Annotated in this window: 13 protein-coding genes and 1 tRNA gene; 10 read left to right on the forward strand and 4 right to left on the reverse strand. The window is 50.0% G+C overall.

The annotated features are described in order from the left end of the window. Positions 1-126: 126 nt before the first annotated feature. Together ruvA and ruvB are read left to right on the forward strand one after the other, a co-directional pair. Complete coding sequence (ruvA, locus tag B7990_RS05070; protein ID WP_088639953.1) at positions 127-735, forward strand: Holliday junction branch migration protein RuvA; 609 nt, start codon at positions 127-129, stop codon at positions 733-735. Positions 736-851: 116 nt separating this feature from the next. Further along, positions 852-1,889 carry a Holliday junction branch migration DNA helicase RuvB gene (gene ruvB / locus B7990_RS05075; RefSeq protein WP_088639954.1) on the forward strand — a complete coding sequence of 346 codons (1,038 nt, stop codon included), beginning with the start codon at positions 852-854 and terminating at the stop codon, positions 1,887-1,889. Between the two features lie 123 nt (positions 1,890-2,012). On the opposite strand, the gene B7990_RS05080 is transcribed toward ruvB, so the two are convergent. Further along, on the reverse strand, positions 2,013-3,464 hold the full coding sequence (locus B7990_RS05080; protein WP_254917332.1) for a BamA/TamA family outer membrane protein: 1,452 nt from the start codon (positions 3,462-3,464) through the stop codon (positions 2,013-2,015). Positions 3,465-3,493: 29 nt separating this feature from the next. On the opposite strand from B7990_RS05080, the gene B7990_RS05085 reads away from it, so the two are divergent. The 6 genes from B7990_RS05085 to B7990_RS05110 all read left to right on the forward strand — a co-directional run bounded on the left by B7990_RS05085 (position 3,494) and on the right by B7990_RS05110 (position 12,153). Further along, complete coding sequence (locus B7990_RS05085) at positions 3,494-5,914, forward strand: MMPL family transporter (protein ID WP_088639956.1); 2,421 nt, start codon at positions 3,494-3,496, stop codon at positions 5,912-5,914. Beyond that, positions 5,911-7,101, forward strand: coding sequence for a pyridoxal phosphate-dependent aminotransferase (locus B7990_RS05090; protein ID WP_088639957.1), 1,191 nt, complete (start codon positions 5,911-5,913; stop codon positions 7,099-7,101). Before B7990_RS05085 ends, B7990_RS05090 begins: the two co-directional genes overlap by 4 nt. Before the next feature lie 12 nt (positions 7,102-7,113). Continuing rightward, the gene (locus B7990_RS05095; protein WP_088639958.1) at positions 7,114-9,231 is read left to right on the forward strand and encodes an ATP-binding cassette domain-containing protein; all 2,118 of its coding nucleotides are present in this window, start codon (positions 7,114-7,116) and stop codon (positions 9,229-9,231) included. Next, positions 9,228-10,733, forward strand: a complete 1,506-nt coding sequence (locus B7990_RS05100) for a serine/threonine-protein kinase (RefSeq protein ID WP_088639959.1) — start codon at positions 9,228-9,230, stop codon at positions 10,731-10,733. The genes B7990_RS05095 and B7990_RS05100 overlap by 4 nt, the downstream gene beginning before the upstream one ends. A gap of 197 nt (positions 10,734-10,930) precedes the next feature. Further along, positions 10,931-11,338: a YraN family protein gene (locus B7990_RS05105; RefSeq protein ID WP_088639960.1), complete on the forward strand. Its 408-nt coding sequence runs from the start codon at positions 10,931-10,933 to the stop codon at positions 11,336-11,338. Between the two features lie 227 nt (positions 11,339-11,565). Further along, the gene (locus tag B7990_RS05110) at positions 11,566-12,153 is read left to right on the forward strand and encodes an L-threonylcarbamoyladenylate synthase (protein ID WP_088639961.1); all 588 of its coding nucleotides are present in this window, start codon (positions 11,566-11,568) and stop codon (positions 12,151-12,153) included. A gap of 117 nt (positions 12,154-12,270) precedes the next feature. On the opposite strand, the gene B7990_RS05115 is transcribed toward B7990_RS05110, so the two are convergent. Further along, positions 12,271-12,343: transfer RNA gene (locus tag B7990_RS05115), tRNA-Arg, on the reverse strand. A gap of 520 nt (positions 12,344-12,863) precedes the next feature. On the opposite strand from B7990_RS05115, the gene B7990_RS05120 reads away from it, so the two are divergent. Together B7990_RS05120 and B7990_RS05125 are read left to right on the forward strand one after the other, a co-directional pair. Beyond that, positions 12,864-14,339 carry a C2 family cysteine protease gene (locus tag B7990_RS05120; protein WP_088639962.1) on the forward strand — a complete coding sequence of 492 codons (1,476 nt, stop codon included), beginning with the start codon at positions 12,864-12,866 and terminating at the stop codon, positions 14,337-14,339. 40 nt (positions 14,340-14,379) lie between these two features. Beyond that, positions 14,380-15,921 (forward strand): C2 family cysteine protease, encoded by a 1,542-nt coding sequence (locus B7990_RS05125; RefSeq protein WP_088639963.1) that lies wholly within the window; start codon positions 14,380-14,382, stop codon positions 15,919-15,921. 46 nt (positions 15,922-15,967) lie between these two features. Here the strand turns inward: B7990_RS05125 and B7990_RS05130 are convergent, their stop codons facing one another. Continuing rightward, the gene (locus tag B7990_RS05130; RefSeq protein ID WP_088639964.1) at positions 15,968-18,178 is read right to left on the reverse strand and encodes an HD-GYP domain-containing protein; all 2,211 of its coding nucleotides are present in this window, start codon (positions 18,176-18,178) and stop codon (positions 15,968-15,970) included. Positions 18,179-18,263: 85 nt separating this feature from the next. Continuing rightward, positions 18,264-18,818 (reverse strand): DUF1353 domain-containing protein, encoded by a 555-nt coding sequence (locus B7990_RS05135; RefSeq protein ID WP_088639965.1) that lies wholly within the window; start codon positions 18,816-18,818, stop codon positions 18,264-18,266. Positions 18,819-18,862 lie beyond the last annotated feature (44 nt).

The raw sequence follows: 18,862 nt of genomic DNA on the forward strand, positions 1-18,862 counted from the left end.
CGATGGGCTGACAAAACCCAATTTTCTTGCTATGCCAAATTATGCGTATGATTTGGCTTGACAGAGTCGTCAAAAAGCTGTATATTTGAGCAGTAGCACAAAAGAGCATAAGTTTTTGGAGTTTCTATGATCGAACGAATTCGCGGCATCCTGGTACAGAAAACGCCCACATTTGTCGTTGTGGAATGCGCCGGAGTCGGTTACGGCGTCAACATTTCTGCATTTACCGCAGGGAAGCTGCCCGAAGAAGGGGCCGAGGTCACCCTGCACACGAATCTCGTGGTGCGAGAAGATTCCATGACGCTGTTTGGATTTGCGGATACGACCGAAAAGAACCTCTTTCTCATGCTTCTGGATGTGAACGGGGTCGGTCCAAAGCTTGCCCAGCGGATTCTGAGCGGCAGCACTCCAGCAGACCTCCTGAATATGATTGCAAGCGATAACAAGGCGGCTCTTGGGAAAATCAAGGGTCTCGGCAAAAAGACCTGCGAGCAAATGACGCTCACGCTCAAGGAAAAGGCGTCTAACATGTTGCAGTCGCTCGGCGACGTCGAGGGTAGCGGGATTACAAGCGTCGGCGCTTTGACGGGCGCAAAGCTTGAAGCGGTCTTGGCACTGCACACGCTCGGAGTCAAGGACCCGATGGCAGAAAAAGCGGTTGTGAAAGCCGTTGAAGTTCTCGGAGATGGCGTTGATGCCGCAGCACTTATCCCAGAGGCTTTAAAATATTTGTAAAAGGAGATGCCCCCGGAATAAATCCGGGGTGACAAACGGCGGGCATGACAAGCCCCTAAGACAATAACTATTGACTACTGACCACTGACTATTTACCAATGACTAAGAACTAGAATATGGAAGACCAGCGTATAATTTCCCCGCAGAAATGCTCTTTTGACGAGGGCGATTCCGACCGCAACTTGCGACCGCCCAGCCTGAGCGAATTTACAGGCCAGGACGATATCAAGGAAAGCCTTTCGATTGCGATTGAAGCCGCAAAGCAGCGCGGCGACGCGCTGGACCATTGCCTGTTCGCAGGGCCTCCGGGACTTGGCAAAACGACGCTTTCAAGCATCATCGCCAAAGAAATGGGCGTAAACATCCACATCACGAGCGGCCCGGTTCTCGAAAAGGCAAGCGACCTTGCCGGGCTGCTGACGAGCCTGCAAGAGAACGACATTCTGTTCATCGACGAGATCCACCGCCTGAATCGCGTGGTCGAGGAATACCTCTACCCCGCCATGGAAGATTTCAGGCTCGACATCATGCTCGATTCTGGCCCTGCGGCAAGGAGCGTGAACCTCCCGCTCAAGCACTTTACACTCGTTGGCGCCACAACGCGCAGCGGGCTTTTGACGGGGCCGCTCCGCGACCGTTTCGGGTTGCAATACCGGCTGGAACTCTATAACGAAAAAGACATCGTCAAGATCCTCATGAGGAGCGCACGCATTCTAGGCGTCGATCTTTCTGAAGATGCAGCCAAGATTCTCGGCGGCCGCTGCCGCGGGACGCCCCGTGTAGCAAACCGAGTCCTCAGGCGCTGCCGAGACGTAGCGCAGGTTCGCGGTACAGGAGTCATCGACGAACGTGCGGCCCTCAAGACGCTCGAAATGCTTGGCATCGACAGCGAAGGGCTTGACCCGACCGACCGCAAGATTCTCGCGATGATGATCGACAAGTTTAACGGAGGCCCGGTCGGTCTCGGAACGATCAGTGCCGCCATGGGCGAAGAGCCGGACACGCTCGAAGAAGTCTACGAGCCGTACCTGCTACAGAAGGGGCTTATTTCCCGTACGCCACGCGGTCGCGTCGCGACCCACAACGCCTACAGGATGTTGCATAAGCCAATCCCCAAGTCGCTAATCAACGAGCAGACGGAACTGCTACTGTGAAAAATCACTGGATCCCTCGGGCTACGCCCTCGGGATGACGAGAAGAAAACACCCATTCGGGATGACAAAAAAACAACCATTCAGGATAATAAGAAATCGCCCTTTCAGGATGACGAGAAGGAATTACCTGAATTCCGGTGCAATGGTCAGCACAAGGTTGATGCCATGCAGCCCGTGGAACGCAAACTGCATACGGAACAGGAACATATCCGGTTTACGGACACGCACACCAAAACCCCATGAATTATAGAGGTTCTTTTTGGACCAATGGTTGATCTTATCGCTAATGATGGCATATTCATCAAAAACAACGCCATCCACTAGACGGTCGATCGGCCAGCGGTATTCCGCCGAAAATCCAAGAATAAAGGGACTCGCCCAAGAATCGGCATACCCGCGCAACGGATAACGGGCATCCAGCAAGTGATAAGCCGAATACGGTGCGCCACCCTTCTCGACCTCCCACATTCCCATGAAACGCAGCTGGAACGCGAGTACGCGATGTTCAAAAAGCGTCTCCACCAAATTTTCCGGGCGCCATACGCGCAAGACTTCATTCCACGAGAAGTCCGTATAGAACTTTCTCGTCTTGCGGCCTTCTTTTGCGGAAAGCACATACTTGTCGGCACGGCCGATAAAGAAGTAGATCTGGTAAAACGCATCAAGGCTTATATAATCGTGATTCTTGCCGCCATCTTTCAATGCCCCGGATCGTTTCAGCCCCGCCTGGGCCAGGTTTTCCTCGGAAATTCCCCCGTAATCGCTAGTAAACACATAAGAAGCCTTCAAGCTTATACGCTGGCCTCTCGACGGTGCATACGGAAAATCCAAGTTATCAAAAACGATATTTGCATATAAAGGAATTTCAAAATGATTCTGGTACAAGCCTCGATCTGCAATCGAGTACTTCGCATCATCCAGCACAGAATCCTTTATGTCCGTAAAATTTGCAAGGTGATAATCAAAATCAGAACCAAAGCTCAAGTTCAGATTTCTCGATTCAGTAATCGGGAACCCCAGCTTAGCCCCAATCGTAAGCAACGTATCGGACTGATGGAACAGGCTCTTTGTCCCTGGAATTACAAAGAAATCATCGCGATTCATGTCCAGATTGACATTCACGGAACCGTACATTTTCTTGTTCCAAAGTCCCTGCTTCGAATACCGCAGCTTAACTTCGACATCGCTATTTGCAAAATAATGACCTTCAAAGACTCCGTAGTCCCCTTCAATAAAAATATTCCTATGCCGGTAGCAAACGCCAAGCATCGTGGAACTCCCCGGTTTCAGGTTCAGGACCGGATAAATGAGGATATTCTTATTGGAGCCAAACGTAATCAGCTCCACGGCCTTGTCTACAACGCCATTATCAATTGCATATTGTAACGGAGCCGAAATCGGGTAAACCAGCGAACCAAAGAACGGCTGGACCACATGGATAAACGGCCATGAAAGGATCTCAGTAAACGACATGGAACCAGAAGAGGAGTCCTGCACGGCATCGCGCGACTCCTCCGCGTGCGCCGGCAAACACAGCACACCCACAAGCACCAGTAATGTTACCAAACGAATCATTTCCACCCTAATATATAGTTATATTGAGTATGATGTTTTCACTTTTTGCAAAAATTATCAAAAAATTAGCGACTTATCCCAAGATTATCCTGACGGTATTCCTTGCGGTAGGGATTTTGAGCATTTACCCCATCATGCACTTGCGCTGGGATTTACAGCTACAGGACACAATCACCAGCGCTCGCGAACCAAGCAATGTCAAAAAAATCGAAGATGAATTCGGAGGACTTGGCAGCCTCATTGTCATACTCCAGTCCGAGGATTCAAGCGCAAACTACCGCATCGCCAAGAATCTCGCAGAGCAAATGCAGAAGGATCCGTCCGTCCATTTTGCAGATTTTGAAACCGATATCGAATTTTACAGAAAGAACAAGTTTCTCTACGCAAGCGAAAGCGATATCGAGATCATGGTACACCGCATAGAGAAACTCAAGCGCGACTACATATTAAAGAGCAATCCGCTATACATCGACTTAAGAAGCGTGATTGATTCGATTACGCAGACAACGGCAGAACAGCGCGCACAGCTACTGAGCGATCTCGAAAAGAAATATTTCGACAAGCTCTCCGTGAGCCATTCCAACAAAACAGGCACAATCCGCATTATCGAGATTTATCCGTCACACTCGATTTCCGATTTACAGGCAAATAGGCAGCTGTACTATACCGTACAAAGAGCGCTTCAAAAAGAAGAAAAGCCAAGCGACTTGCATATACACTACGCCGGGAAAGTCTACGAATCCATCCAGACCGGCAAGCGGCTCCTGCCCGAAGCGAAAATGGTCGGCATCGTAACGACCGTTCTCATTCTCGTGCTTCTCATCCTCAATTTTTACAAGCAACCGCAGCTGATCCTTATTTCGGCATTGCCTATCGCGACACCGATTGTCACGACGATGGCGTGTTCGTACTTGTTCTACGGACGCATCAACCTGTTTACGCTCTTGCTTGCAATTGTACTTCCCGGACAGGCGCTGCAAATTATCAACCACGTCCTCAACCGATACTTCCTGGAGCGCGAACAGAAGCTGAGTCCACAACTCAGCATCGAAAGCGCGTTGCTCGGCATTGGCCCTTCGACCGCAGTATCCAGTTTTGCGTTTGCCGCCTTGTTCGCATGTCTCATCTTGATTCCTCTGCCTGGGCTTCAGGAACTTGGCGTCCTCGGTTCCACAGGATGCATTTTGAACTGGGCGATCACATTGCTTTTCTCCACCGCCCTTTTGCAAGTGACACAACGCAAAAAACCATTCTCGATTAGGCACGCGCAAATCCATCCGGAATACAGGATTTCGATGCTTTCCAATCGTGTAAACTGGATTATCTTTTCGATTATTATTGCAGCAAGCCTTGTTGGGCTTTACTTCGGGGGAACGAAAATTCACATCCGCAACGACTTTTCAGCAACAGAAATCAACTACAAAAATGCAACCATCGACTCGCTGATTGCACAAACGGGATTCATGAACAAGACTCCCATAATCGTGATGATTCCGGAAAGCGCCGAAAGCGAGAACCTGCTGGAACAATTTACCAAGCTCAAGAATGACGGTAATCTTTCGACCGTCAATTCCCTGTTTACGCTTGCGCAGTTCTCCCCCAACTTGCAGCAGAAGAAAATGGAAAAGCTCCGCCAGCTGCACAACTTGATCACAAAGGAATTCCGCGAAGCGCTCTCGAAGAGCGAACTGGAAAATCTAGAAAAGGTGGAACAGGCGCTGGAATTTGACGAAACGGACGATTTTGAACCGCCCGAGTACATCGCCAAGAAGTTCCGCGACAAACACGGCAAGCAAGGGCGTTTTGCTTTTATCTTCACGGACATCAAGGAACATTTCGGCAGCGAATGCGTGAAGTTGTACAAGGAACTCCACCAGATTGAAGGGATTGATAACGGAAAATACTTGGTGGCGGGCATACCGATTACACGCGCTATTTTCTTGGACAGGATTACAAATAACTTTAGTAGGCCATTGCAAGTGGGCGGTATTCTCGTATTCCTGTTCATGCTCGTTTACTACAACCGTTTAAGCCGCGCCTTGTTCACAGCCCTCCCCTCAGTTTTTGCGGCATGCTGGTTCATTGCGGCGCTCAACTTCTTTGATGTCAAGATTTCGGCGTACAGTGCCCTCATTTTCCCGATTCTCATTGGCGCAAGCGTTGACGGTTCGCTCCAGTTTTTCACGGCGTATTACGAAAAACAAAAAGGGACGGCGCTTACCATTTTAAGGGACAAGTTCTTCACAATCTTTCTTTCGCAGATGGCGGCCTTCATCGGTACATACGGTATGCTCATTTCGTCCCATCCGGGACTGCGCAGCATGGGCTATGTTTCGTTGACAGGGCTTATCTGCATATTCATCGCCCAGTTCACCATCTTCCCCCTCATCGCAGGCTCTCTCGACCAATACCGCCTGAGAAAACAAAGGAAAAAGGAAGCCCACAAATGAAATCGCTTTCCGATAGAACGCAAAACATTGCAGCATCGCTCACCGTCGCCATCGACACAATGGCAAAACAGATGATCGCAGACGGCAAGGACGTCGTGAGTCTCGGCGCAGGCGAACCCGACTTTGGAACGCCCACCCCCATTCAAGATGCGGCTATCGAAGCGATCCGCGCAGGCAAAACACGCTACACCGCCCCCGTCGGGATTCTCGATGTGCGCAAAGCAGTCGCCCAAAAATTGGAAGAAGAAAACGGCCTCCATTACGACGCATCGCAAATCATCATGACGAGCGGTGCAAAGCATGCCGTGTTCAACGCGCTCGCCGCCTTGATTAACCCGGGCGACGAAGTGATCATCCCCGCCCCGTACTGGGTCACGTATCCGGAACTTGTGAAGTGGCTCGGCGGTACACCTGTTTTTGTGGAAGCAGGCATCGAAAAGAATTTCAAGATCGACGCGGAAGACTTGCGCAAGGCTTGCACACCGCGCACAAAGGCGATTCTCCTGAACAACCCGTGCAACCCGACTGGCGCCGTTTACAGCAAGAGCGAACTTGAAGCGTTAGCAAAAGAAATTGTCGCGCAGGACATCTACTGCATCTCGGACGAAGTTTATGAATACTTTGTCTACGATACGGAATTTACAAGCGCCGCAGTGTTCCCCGGAATGGCCGAACGCACAATTGTGATTAACGGTTTTTCGAAATCGCATTGCATGACCGGCTGGAGAATCGGTTACGATGCCGCCCCCGCTTCGATTGCAAAGATTATCGGCAAAATTCAGGGACAGGCCACGCACCACCCGAGCAATGTCGCGCAGTACGCCGCCCTCGGCGCACTCAACATGGACAAGAGCAATGTGCACGCCATGCAGGCCGCCTTCCGCAAGCGCAGAGCCTACATGCTTGAACGCACTTCGTTCCTCTCGACTAAGCCGCGCGCACCCGAAGGCGCATTCTACCTGTTTGCACCGGTGAGCGATTACTACGGCAAAAAGACTACGGACGGCAAGGTGATTGCAGGCTCGATTGATTTTTGCAGCGCACTTTTGGAAAGCAAGGGACTTGCGATTGTGCCTGGCGCCGCCTTTGGCGACGACACTTGCGTCCGATTCTCGTATGCGGCAAGCGACGAAAATCTCGCGAAAGCTTGCAACCGCTTTGAAGCGTTCGTGAAAGAACTACAATAACGGACAAACGCGATGTTCCCATTCCGCCTCGTCAATCCAGACCCGTCAAAGCCTTTCACCATCGGGCGCAAATCGGACAACATTTTGCAGTTCGACAACCTGATGGTTTCGAGGTATCATGCGGTTCTGAATTTTACGGACGGCAAATGGATTTTGCAAAGCTTGACCCAGAACAGCATCACGATGCTGAACGGGAAAGACGTGACGACCGCAGCAATTAGCGACGGCGATGTGATTCACATTGGGCCGAGGCAGTTGCGGGCGACGCTCCGTGGCGCAGATCTGACGCTCTTGATTATGGAGCGAGAAGCGGAAAGCGATATGCAGACCGTAACGCTTTCGACGGAATGGAGAGAAATTGAAATTCCTGGAATCGGGAAAGCGAAGTGCCGCGGGATTGTGAGCCGAGATGCGCGCAGTTCTGGGGAAGCCCGCGAAAATCGTGCCGAGATCAAGTTTGCCAAAACGATTGTGGACGAGAGCGGCAAGCGCACACGCACGATTGCGATTGCAAACGGAGATGCGAGCCGTTTTGAATCAGCCGTGGTCGGGTTCCGCAATAACGATTTGTTGATTGAAGCGCAAAATTCGGGCTTTGACGTTTTCGCACAAAACGTGAACATCTTCGCCGGAAAAAAGCAATTATTAAAAGGGATTGATTTCGAACTCCCCGCTGGCGAGATTCTTGCGATTATCGGGCGTTCCGGGCAAGGCAAGTCTTCGCTTCTGAAGATGATTCAAGGCATCAACAGTTGCGACAAGCAAAGCATTGTACGCATCGGCGGTGTCGATTACCGCAAAAACGAGATTCGCAGGCGCATTGCCATATTGCCGCAAGACCCGCCGCTCCGCCCGGAGCTGACCGTCGAAGAAACCATTCTCGACGGTGCGCGTTCGTCGATGGACATTCAGAATTTCAAGCAAGATGCACTTGCGCGACTCGAAAAGTTCTGCGAACTTTTCGGGCTGAGCGGACGCAAGCATAACCTCGTGAAGACGCTCAGCGGCGGCGAAATGCGCCGCGTCGCGCTCGCACGAGAACTCATGGGCAATCCAGGACTCGTGATTCTCGACGAGCCGCTCTCGGGTCTTGACCCGTACAATTCGAGAATCCTATGTACGCACCTCAAACAGCTAGCGTTCCTCGGCCATACAATTATCCTCACGACGCACAGCTACGAAGCATTGCAGATTGCAAATAAAGTTCTCGTACTGCACCAGGGCGAAGAAGCGTTCTTCGGAACCGTTCAGGCGGCCTACACGCACTTCAACACGAACGATCCGCAAGCGCTCCTCACGAGCATCACGCAAAGCAAATCAGCCGAGTGGCGCGCATTTCGAACAGCATCTAAAGCAAGCGAAAGCCCGAACAGCGTCAAAAAGAAAGCATCCAAGTATTACTTTGAACGCACCAGGCTCCCCCGCAATTTCGCCTACACCGTGCGCATCACCGCCAAGCAGTGGTTCCGCGACAAGGGCCGCATTGCAGCGCTTTTTGTGCAGCCCGCGATTATCGGATTTTTGCTCTCGCAGATATTCTCCAACCAAAGTTCGCTCTGGACCGTCGCCTTTGCGATCATCCTTTGTGCGAACTGGTTTGCGCTTTCGCTTTCCATCCGTGAAATCGTGCAGGAGAAAGACATTCTCCGAGACAAGTTCCGCCGGGGCGTATCCGCCATCTCGACGCTTACAGCCAAATGCACTCTCCCCATCATTTTCACGATGATGCAGACAGCCATTGTCTATGCGTTTATCAGTACCCGCATTACCCCCCACCCCCAAATTGCGCTTATCGCCTGCGTTTTCGCCTGCATCGCCATCCCCGCAACCACCGTCGGGCTGTTCACAAGTACACTTTCCAAAAATACGAGCCAGGCAAACGCCTTCTTGCCGCTACTCATCATCCCGCAAGTCGCGCTCGCAGGCGCCCTCGTGCCACTCGATCAAATGCAGCCCATTGGCCGCGCCCTCTCCAGCATCATCTGGTCGCGCTACAATCAAGCTTCACTCCTCAACATTTTGCTGGAACGAAAAGACGACATTTTCAACACGATTTTTGCCATCGCCATCGCACTTAGTTTCTATATTGTTACTGCAATTTTACTACACAAATTAAAGAAGCCAAGATGATACGTCCAGAACAACCGCAAACTTTTCCGTACCCCTTTAACGAAAACTACGAACTATTGGGAACGCTCGGCAAAGGTGGAATGGGCTATGTCTACAAGGCTCTCGATAAAAGGCTAAACCGCGAAGTCGCCTTCAAGATTCTCGACTCGACCTCCGATGAAGAGGCCATCAAGCGTTTCTACCTCGAAGCGCAAGCCATGAAGGAACTCGACCACCAAAACATCGTTCACGTGTTCGACTTTGGCCAGCAGGACAAGCAGCTCTTTATCGCGATGACTTACGTGCAAGGTATTTCGCTTGCCGAAATTTTGCAGAACAAGAGCAAGCTCTCGTTTGAAGCGATCGAAGTCATCATCAAGCAGATTGCACGCGGCCTCCTTTACGCGCACAGCAAGGGCATCGTCCACCGCGACGTGAAGCCCTCGAACATCATGCTCACGCGCGACAACCGCGTCTACATCATGGACTTTGGCATTTCGTACATCCAGGAAATGGAAAAGGAACGCCTCACCCGCACCGGCATGACGATGGGTACGCCCGAATACATGTCGCCCGAACAGTGCCACGGTGACGAAGTCACGCTCCAGTCCGACATTTACAGCATGGGCGTAATCCTTTACGAAATGACTTGCGGACGCTTGCCGTTCGAAGGCAGCCGCCCTGTAGAAATTGCACTCAAGCACGTGCAGGAACCGCCTCCGGCCCCGGAACTTTTCCGTGAAGACATCCCGGACGGACTTTCGGCGCTCATCCTCAAGTGCCTCAAGAAAAAGCTGAACGAGCGCTTCCACGACATGCAGGAATTCTTGGACGAATGCGACCAGGTGTTCCCGCAGCACGACACGCCACATCAGAATTCGAGTATCGGTCGCAAGACCGGCAGCCACCGCAACGTGCCCTCGATTGCAGAAGCCGCCAAGCGATTCGGCAGCAACATGACTCCGCACAAGCTCATGATCGTAGCGTTCTCGGTACTGTTCCCGCTCATCGTGATTTTGCTCATGCTCCTCATGTTCACGCACAAGCCGCAGAACATGCTGCACGAAGTTGAATGGAGCGAGGTCATCGCGAATTACGAAACGAGGGCCATCGAACCTGAAATGTCGAAGGGCTACCCGCTTTCGAACTTGACCGACGGCGACCTGACCACCGCTTGGCTCAACAAGATGCCGCTAAAGCCGCTAAATCCGGTACTCGCCATGTACTTCGACCAGAACACGCTCATCACGAACATCGGTATTGCCATTGGCTACCAGAAGTCCGTCAACGACGCTTTCGGCGACCGCTTCCGCATTTTCAAGAAGCCGCACACGCTCACCATCGAGACGAAGGACGGGTTCAAGCAACGCGTTAAGCTTGAGAATATCAGAGGCATGCAGTACCCGAACATCCAGGCGGTAGAAACGACGGAACTCAGATTCTACCTCGAAGACGTCTACGAAGCCGACAACGACGACTACGCCATCTCCGAGATTAGATTGCTTGGGATGGAAGTGAAGTAACAATTATCGTCACCCTGAACGAAGTGAAGGGTCCAGTAAAGTTTTATACAAGACATAACTGGATGGGGCTAAAGCCCCAACTCTTCGGCTCGGTTATAAAAATGAGCAGGCTCATTTTTGCAACACTCGCCTTCTGAGTTGTCTTCGCTACGCTCAGAATGACGTTACAGTAACAAAGCAAATAAAAAGGGGAGCACATGATTTCTAAAAAATCACAGAACAGGTCTAAGGGAAATTTTATCGAGTCGCAGGCGGTTGCATTCTTGATGCGCGAAGGCTATGAAGTCGTCGCCCGCAATTACGCGTACCACGGCGGAGAACTCGACATTGTCGCCCGCGATAACGGGACTCTCGTATTCGTCGAAGTCAAGTCCGTCTGGAACAACCAGGAAGGGAATCCGGCCGCCCGCGTAAACACCCTCAAGCAAAAGAAAATATGGCAGACCGCCTGCCACTTTCTGGCAACGCAAAATGCAATCGCGCCCAAAGGATTCGACACGCCATGCCGTTTCGACGTGTTGAGCACACGCGCCTACCAGGAACCGCTCCAGTTCGCGCACTACAAAAACGCCTTCGAAGCAAACGAAGTCCTCCCAAGGATTTAATGATATAGAATATCCGTCACCCTGAAGTCAGCATCTACGTCATCCTGAATCACACTTCTACGTCATCCTGAACGAAGTGAAGGGTCCAGTAAAGTCTTGAGTTGCGGAACAAGATTTTACTGGATTGGGCTAAAGCCCCAACTCTTCGGGCTTCGCCCTCAGAATGACGTTACAGACTTTTTATATATTTTCTCACCAAAAAGTGCAAAATACAGATAAAGAATAATATGCGACTCGAAGTACATCCAGAAAATCCGCAAGCGCGCATTGTCAAGCAGGCCGCCGAGATCCTCGAAAAAGACGGACTCGTCCTCTATCCTACTGAATCCGGCTACGCCATCGGCTGCAACGCCGAATCTTCCAAGGCCATCCACAAGCTTTACGCCCTCAAGAAGCCCATGAAAAAATTCTTCATGGCGCTCATCGTCCCGGACATTCGCTTTGCCTCTGGTTACGCCCACGTGAGCAACTTTGCATTCAACATCATCAAGCAGCGCGTCCCTGGCCCGTACACATTCATTCTCCCAGCCGACCCGCACATCGCGCGCAAGCTCGACGTCAAGCGCCCTGAAATCGGCATCCGCATCCCGACGCACCCGTTCTTCAAGGAACTCTTCCAGCACTTTGATAAGCCCATCTTGAGCACAGCCGCCAAGCTCAGCGACGACGACATCTACGAGACCGACGAACTCTGGAAAGTGTTCCAGCATTCCGTAGACATGATGGTGGACTGCGGCAACATCGAAATCAACCCGACAAACGTCGTGAGCCTCGTCGGCGACAGCGTGGAAGTCATCCGCGGAGAACTGACTTAAAAATACTCGCAAGGGAGATGCCCGCTCGGAGGCGGGCATGACAAAAGTAACGGGTATGCCAATATTGGCGGGCATGACAAAATTAGAAAAGGACCGCACGATGCGGCCCTTTTGCTATACCCGGTTCGCGAGTCGAACGCGAGTTTAATCCTTAGGAGGGACTCGTTCTATCCATCTGAACTAACCAGGCTCTTTAGCGACCGCGAATATAGAAAAAAAACGGCAATTCATCAAGCAAAAGGGCCAAAACGGCCAACATCCAGATATAATTTCGGGAATCCGCAAGTCCTGGGAGCCATTCCAGAGTTCGAACTTTAGATGGCGGTAAGGCGTCAAGACGGGCGCTGCATTCACAACAAACTTCGCCGAATATAACTTATTTTAGCGACAATACAGTATTGAAAAAAGTTTTTTACAACGTCATTGTAAATTTCCAAAACAAACTCTTATCTTTTATTCTCAAAAAAACAGATAACATATACAATATATTTTACACATTTACAAATAAATATAACCGTTTTTTGTTCTCAAAAAATTTATAAAAATTCAATCAAAAGCAATTAAATAACAACAATTTCACACATTCACCACACACAACGTAAACCATTATTTACTCCATTCTGTATAACAGCTTGTTATTTTGTATCATATAACAGCTTTTCATAACAATAAAAACTGTTTTGAATTTTATCTTACACAGGAGAAAAATAATGGATAAAGAAAAAATCTCAATCGGATGCCCAGACCCATTCAGTGTTGCGGAATTGATTGAAGGTAAAAAAATCGATTGGTCTAAGAAAAAAGACGAAATCGACGCATTGGCCGAAATTTTTGGCGTCACGAAAGAAGCATTTTTAAAAGATTCATTTACTCTTTTAAATCCGTTCGTAAAAATTAATTCGAAAGGCGAACTCACCGCAATCTCAGAAAGCGAAGCTACAACACGCCTTGAAACATTCCTGAAAAACAACGCAAGACCGCAAAAGGCTTTGGCAAAGACAGCCACCACAAAGGCTCTCACGCCAGCGCAAAAGCGCAAAAACGTCATCAGCGTCCTGCTTAACAAACAGGTGACGGAAAAAAAATTAGCACAAGAAATAAAAGCAAACAGAATTGTAGTTGCGAACAGTAACAATTCCGTCTACCTGCCAGAAGGAATGACATGGAAAGACAAAGGCTACTTCTTCAACGAGACCGCCCACTGGTACGACATTTGCCAAAACAGCATTGGCGACTGCTACTTCCTCGCAGCACTCTGTTCCGTTGTTTACGCAAACCCGTTCTGGATTAAAAACAACGTCGCCCTAAGGTACAAAAACGGAATCCAAGACGACACCCCGTGGCACGCAATCGACTTTTACGTTCCTAAGACCGGCTCCTACAAATCAAATCAAGCATGGTCTGCCAAAAAAGGAACCGTACAAACCGTCGTCGTTTCTGAAGAACTTCTCGTCAACGAAAACACTGAAAAAAACTACGGTGTCTGCGGACCTAAGGAAAAATCGGGAGACCCCATAAAAAACGTTCCCAAATCAGAAATGGATTCTTGCTGGCCCGCCGTTTACGAAAAAGCCTACGCCAAGTTCCTCGAGAAATGCACATCGGACTATCCCGACTTGAAAGGCAAAATCAACGGTGGCAATGGCGGCGGAGCACTTAAGGAAATACTCCACACTGAAAACGTTGTTACAAAATCTCTGGGCAGCCTGACCGTCAATCAAATCTGGGATATCGGCCTTAAAGCCCACAGCAACCCGACATGCGTTTCCATCCACAGCTACTGGGATGAGAAAAAAAAGGTCTACTATTCCAAAGCCGGAACTAAACAAGAGTACATGGATATGGGCCTCTACATCGGCCACGTCTATTCATTCCTGGACGTCATCATGATGAAAGACTCCAAGAAATACGTCGTTCTCCGCAACCCGCACGGCCGTAACCTCGCCGCCATCAAAAACAACCCGGCGGTCTATCACGACAGCTGGACATATAACTATGGCGCCAATCCGACAAACACCTACCGCGGCGTAAGCAGCATCTACAGGTTCGTCGATGGCAACAACGAGCCGCAAAAATCACGTGGAACATTCCTGATGGAAATCAATGAGTTCAAGCGCGTCTTCGAAGACGTGTATTACTACGACGGTCCCGCAATAGACGAAGGCCTGACCTCGCTCATCCCATGATAACCATCAACCACACAAAGATTTATACAGGAGATTTACAATGGAAGAAAAATTAAACGCAATTGGATGCCCGGACCCGTTCAGTATCGCCGAATTTATCGAAGGAACAAAAATCGACTGGTCTAAGCAGAAAGACGAAATCGAAACGCTCGCGGAATGCCTCGGCGTTACAAAAGCAGGCTACCTGAACAACATAAACGCGATTCTTCGCCCATTCGCCGAAGAAGACTCCAAAGGCACAATCAAGATTCTTTCGAAGGATGTCGCACAGAAGCGCCTCGAAACGCTCATGACAAAGATTGCAAGACCGCAGAACAGCACAAAGATCCTGAAATCGGCAAGCAGCCTCACATTCCAGCAGAAGCGTAAAAACGTCGTCAGTATCTTGATGAACGTTCAGGAATCCCAAAAGGTCATCAACCAGAAAATCAAGAGCGGCGAAATCACAGCAACAACTGACGCCGTCTATCAGCCCAAAGGCATGTCCTGGAAAGACAAAGGCTACTACTTCAACGAAACCGTACACTGGTACGACATTTGCCAAAACAGCATTGCGGACTGCTACTACCTCGCCGCACTCTGCTCCGTCGCCTTCGTCAACCCGTTCCTGATCAAGAACGTCACCGGCTTAAGATTCAAATACAGCGAAGGCATCCAGGATGAAACTCCGTGGCATGCCATCGAGTACTACGTGCCTAACGGCACTTACGAATCTTCAAATGCATGGAGCCATGCAAAGAAGACAACGCAGACCATCGTCGTTTCCGAAGAAGTCCTTGTCAACGCAAGCGGCTACAACTACGGCGCATCCGGGCCAAAGGAAAAACTGGAGGGCCTCGTGAAAGGGGACAAATCCAAGCTGGATTCCTGCTGGCCGGCCGTTTACGAAAAGGCGTATGCCAAGTTCCTCGAAAGATGTACTTCGGACTACCCCAACATGGACGGGCTGATCCATTACGGAAACGCAGAAGACTCCCTCAAGGTGATTCTCCACACAGAAGACGTCGAGACAAAATATTTGTCAAACCTCACCACGTCGCAGATCTGGAGCCTCGCCGGAGACGCAGATACGAAACCTTCATGCGCATCCATCAGCGCCCCCAAAGTAGGGACCGAAGCAGACTATACAAACATGGGCCTATACACCTACCATGTATATTCGCTCCTGGGCCGCACAACAATAAACAACAAGCAATACGTCATTCTCCGCAACCCGCATGGACGTAACCCGATCAAGCTCAAGAACAACGCCCACGTTTACCAAAGCAGCTGGAGCGTCGCAAATACGGTTAGCGCAAACAACACGTACAGAGGGACAAAGGACATCTACAGGTTCGTCGATGGCAACAACAACCCTCAAAAGTCACGGGGCACGTTCCTAATGGAAATTGCAGAATTCAAGCGAGTCTTCACGGCTATCGAGCGCTACAACGGGGCCACAATATCAAACGGTTCAACAAGCTTGACCCCGTCCATTTCAATCATACCAATCCCGGGACCTATTAGCCCAATAGATCCGATCCAAATCCCCAAGCCGATCCCGGAACCGCTTAACCCAATAAAGCCGATCCCGAGAAAATAATTGTCTTGTAGCCATAAGCAGGTCCCGGTTCGCCGGGGCCTTTTTTTTACTTTGCAGGATTTTCTTCGGACGAAAGCTTCGTCCTTGCGTCGTACAGGCTCTTGGAAATATGCGTAAACGCCTCGACGACAACAGGGTCGAAGTGGCTCCCCGCCCCTTCCATAATAATCGCCATCGCCTTTTCGTAGCTGAAGCCTTTCTTGTAAACTCGTTCGGCAATGAGCGCATCGAATACATCCGCCACAGCCATGATTCTTGCAGACAAAGGAATTTCTTCGCCCTTGAGACGGTTCGGGTATCCAGAGCCGTCCCACTTTTCATGGTGGTAGCAAGCCATTTCAATAGATTCATTCAGGTAGTCGGCATCAAAAGCGCCCTTCGCATCATCAACGATTTTCTGGAGGATCTTGCCGCCTTCGGTCGTGTGGTTCTTCATGATGGCAAATTCTTCATCCGTAAGCTTTCCGTTCTTATTCAAAATCAAGTCGGACACCGCAATTTTTCCGATATCATGGAGCGGAGCGGCCTGCTTGAGCTTGTGGATATAGGCATCCGTCAAGATTCCCCTGAACTTCCCCTCGGACTGGAGTTCCTTCGCAATGGCCTCGACATACTGAGCCGTCTTCTTGATATGGTCACCCGTGCATTTATCGCGCGCTTCAACCATCTCGGCAAATTCCATGATAATGACTTCCTGCATGCGCTGGATGCGCAGGTTCTGGTCATGCACCTTCTGGATAAAGTTGAACGTGTCATCCGTCATCGCATTGAAGTAGTCGTAAAGCTGCCCAATTTCATCTTTGGACTTGATCCCGAGACTTGCGACATCGTTCACGGAATTCCGCATACGGGAAAGGTCCAGATCAAAGCCCATGTCCAAAGCATAGTTCGCGCGCATCGTCGCCCCAGCAATCTTCTGCGCTGCATAGGACATCTTGTTCACAGGAATCACGATCCCGCGCTTCATCAGCTCGAAAACAATCATCATGATGATAATCGAAAGCCCGAAGAAAAGCGACAGGAGCTTGATAAAGAACATCGCCTCGTCGCGGACAATAGATTCCATGGAAACATCTGCCGCCACATAGGCAACCGTTTTCCCGGCGGCGTTCCGAAGGGGCTTGTAAACCGTCAAGAGCCAGCCAAACTGGTCATCCGAAATAATCGGCTCAATCTCTTCGCCATTCAAAAGCTTTGGCAGATAAGGCAAAAACGACGGATCAAATTCAAGTACGGAACCAGGCTCGCCCCCCGCCTCGCCATCTACGTCCAAGTCAAAAACGACATGGCAGCCGTCTTCCATGATCTTGTAGACATAGAGGTATTTTGTATGCGGAAAACTTTTCCGGATCTGTTCAAGAATCCTCTTTATTCGGTCATAACCATCAGCTTCATGGCCACGCACAATATACTCATCCACCCTTTCTGCATCGATCGCGATCAACGCCGATTCCGTCACACCACGCGCAGTACTTATATAATTGTTGATCGAATTGTCGCGATACAGGAACAGCCCGATTATGCCGGCAAGTCCGCCCAGAAGCACCTCGGCGACAATCACCATCAGGACAACCTTGTTCAGAAGGGAATTGCTGAACGAAGCCTTTTCCGCAGAATTGCCCCGGGCAAAATTAACTTCGCTCAAATATTCCTTGACATGATTTGGAATAAAGTGGTAGATGAGCGCCGACAGCAGAACAATCACGCTTTTGTCAAAAACATCAATGACGACATCGGCACAGAGCTGCGAAGTGAAACGGTCCCAGTGCATCAAGTCATGGAACGCAATCGCAAACGGCGCCGAAATCCCTTCGCCAAAATTAAAGCCGTATAGCGCATAAGTGAAAATCGACCCAATGCCACCGCCGATCATCGCAAATATCAGAATGAGAACCAGCAGCTTCCAGATGCTCTTGAAAAAGCCGCGACGGAAAAGGAACGTCGCGACAACCGCAATAAAAATGCTCAAGACGCCATAATACATGGCAACAGGCTCGGCGATCCCGTTAATGGCGTTCACGCCAAAGCCGACAATCACGGCAGGCAAATACCCACCCAGCATGGCGGTAAGCACCGTCCCCAGACAATCCAGAAAAAGCGGTATACCAAAGAAAATTGCAAGCTTTGCGGGGACCACGTTCAAGAGCAAGCCTAAAACAATCAGCAGCAGGGCCTTTCTAGAACGCCACAGAAAGCCCCTCACGACCTTCAGAATCCATTTTAGGCTAGACACGACTTCCAAAGCATACTTTCTCATACCCAAATTCTTCCTTTTTGCTTATTTAAAATACATAAAAATAAGACAAAAAGAAAGCCCAGTTTTAAAGAACCAGGCTCAAAAATTAACGGTATTCGAATTTCGCTTCAAATAAATGCTTGCAGTTATTACTGTCGTTGCCCCAGTGGTCCGATGAACCCGCAAAAACCTGGATACCCAAGTCGGCAGCCCCCGCAACAAGGCGGCTCATGCCGGCAATCCTCCAAATACAGCGGAGAATATCGTCGCACTCCTCGCGGCTCAGCTTGCAGCCATCCGTCTGGCCCGCAAGCATATACAAGCCGTCATGGATGAACGGAGCCGCGTTGTAAACATCGTCGCCCTTCTTGATGTCCGGGACAAAGCGCTTCGCAAACGCCGGCGCCGAAGCGCCATCCGACATGAACCCTCTCCTGAAACGGAAAGTCAACATGAAATCGCGGAACTTTTTATCGGCCTTTGTATAGCGAGAACCCTTGACATACACGTAACGGTCCAGCTTGAAAAAATACATCTTGCCGTTGCCGTCAAACACAAGCGGGAAATCAATCTCGATGGACTCCACCGTTATGGAATTTCTGTCCTGCTGAAAATTCTTGCGACTCGTCATCTTGTCGATGAGCATCTTTAATGTTGCCATAGACTCCTTCTTCGCGCAATGTTATTGTTACACACAGGGTAAAA

The organism is Fibrobacter sp. UWB4 (assembly GCF_002210345.1).
GTDB lineage: Bacteria > Fibrobacterota > Fibrobacteria > Fibrobacterales > Fibrobacteraceae > Fibrobacter.

Coding starts and splice junctions, on each gene's coding strand:
- B7990_RS05135 (WP_088639965.1), bottom strand. CDS start 18,818: ATGGCAACATTAAAGATGCTCATCGACAAGATGACGAGTCGCAAGAAT.
- B7990_RS05085 (WP_088639956.1), top strand. CDS start 3,494: ATGATGTTTTCACTTTTTGCAAAAATTATCAAAAAATTAGCGACTTAT.
- B7990_RS05100 (WP_088639959.1), top strand. CDS start 9,228: ATGATACGTCCAGAACAACCGCAAACTTTTCCGTACCCCTTTAACGAA.
- B7990_RS05125 (WP_088639963.1), top strand. CDS start 14,380: ATGGAAGAAAAATTAAACGCAATTGGATGCCCGGACCCGTTCAGTATC.
- ruvB (WP_088639954.1), top strand. CDS start 852: ATGGAAGACCAGCGTATAATTTCCCCGCAGAAATGCTCTTTTGACGAG.
- ruvA (WP_088639953.1), top strand. CDS start 127: ATGATCGAACGAATTCGCGGCATCCTGGTACAGAAAACGCCCACATTT.
- B7990_RS05130 (WP_088639964.1), bottom strand. CDS start 18,178: ATGAGAAAGTATGCTTTGGAAGTCGTGTCTAGCCTAAAATGGATTCTG.
- B7990_RS05080 (WP_254917332.1), bottom strand. CDS start 3,464: ATGATTCGTTTGGTAACATTACTGGTGCTTGTGGGTGTGCTGTGTTTG.
- B7990_RS05105 (WP_088639960.1), top strand. CDS start 10,931: ATGATTTCTAAAAAATCACAGAACAGGTCTAAGGGAAATTTTATCGAG.
- B7990_RS05110 (WP_088639961.1), top strand. CDS start 11,566: ATGCGACTCGAAGTACATCCAGAAAATCCGCAAGCGCGCATTGTCAAG.
- B7990_RS05090 (WP_088639957.1), top strand. CDS start 5,911: ATGAAATCGCTTTCCGATAGAACGCAAAACATTGCAGCATCGCTCACC.
- B7990_RS05120 (WP_088639962.1), top strand. CDS start 12,864: ATGGATAAAGAAAAAATCTCAATCGGATGCCCAGACCCATTCAGTGTT.
- B7990_RS05095 (WP_088639958.1), top strand. CDS start 7,114: ATGTTCCCATTCCGCCTCGTCAATCCAGACCCGTCAAAGCCTTTCACC.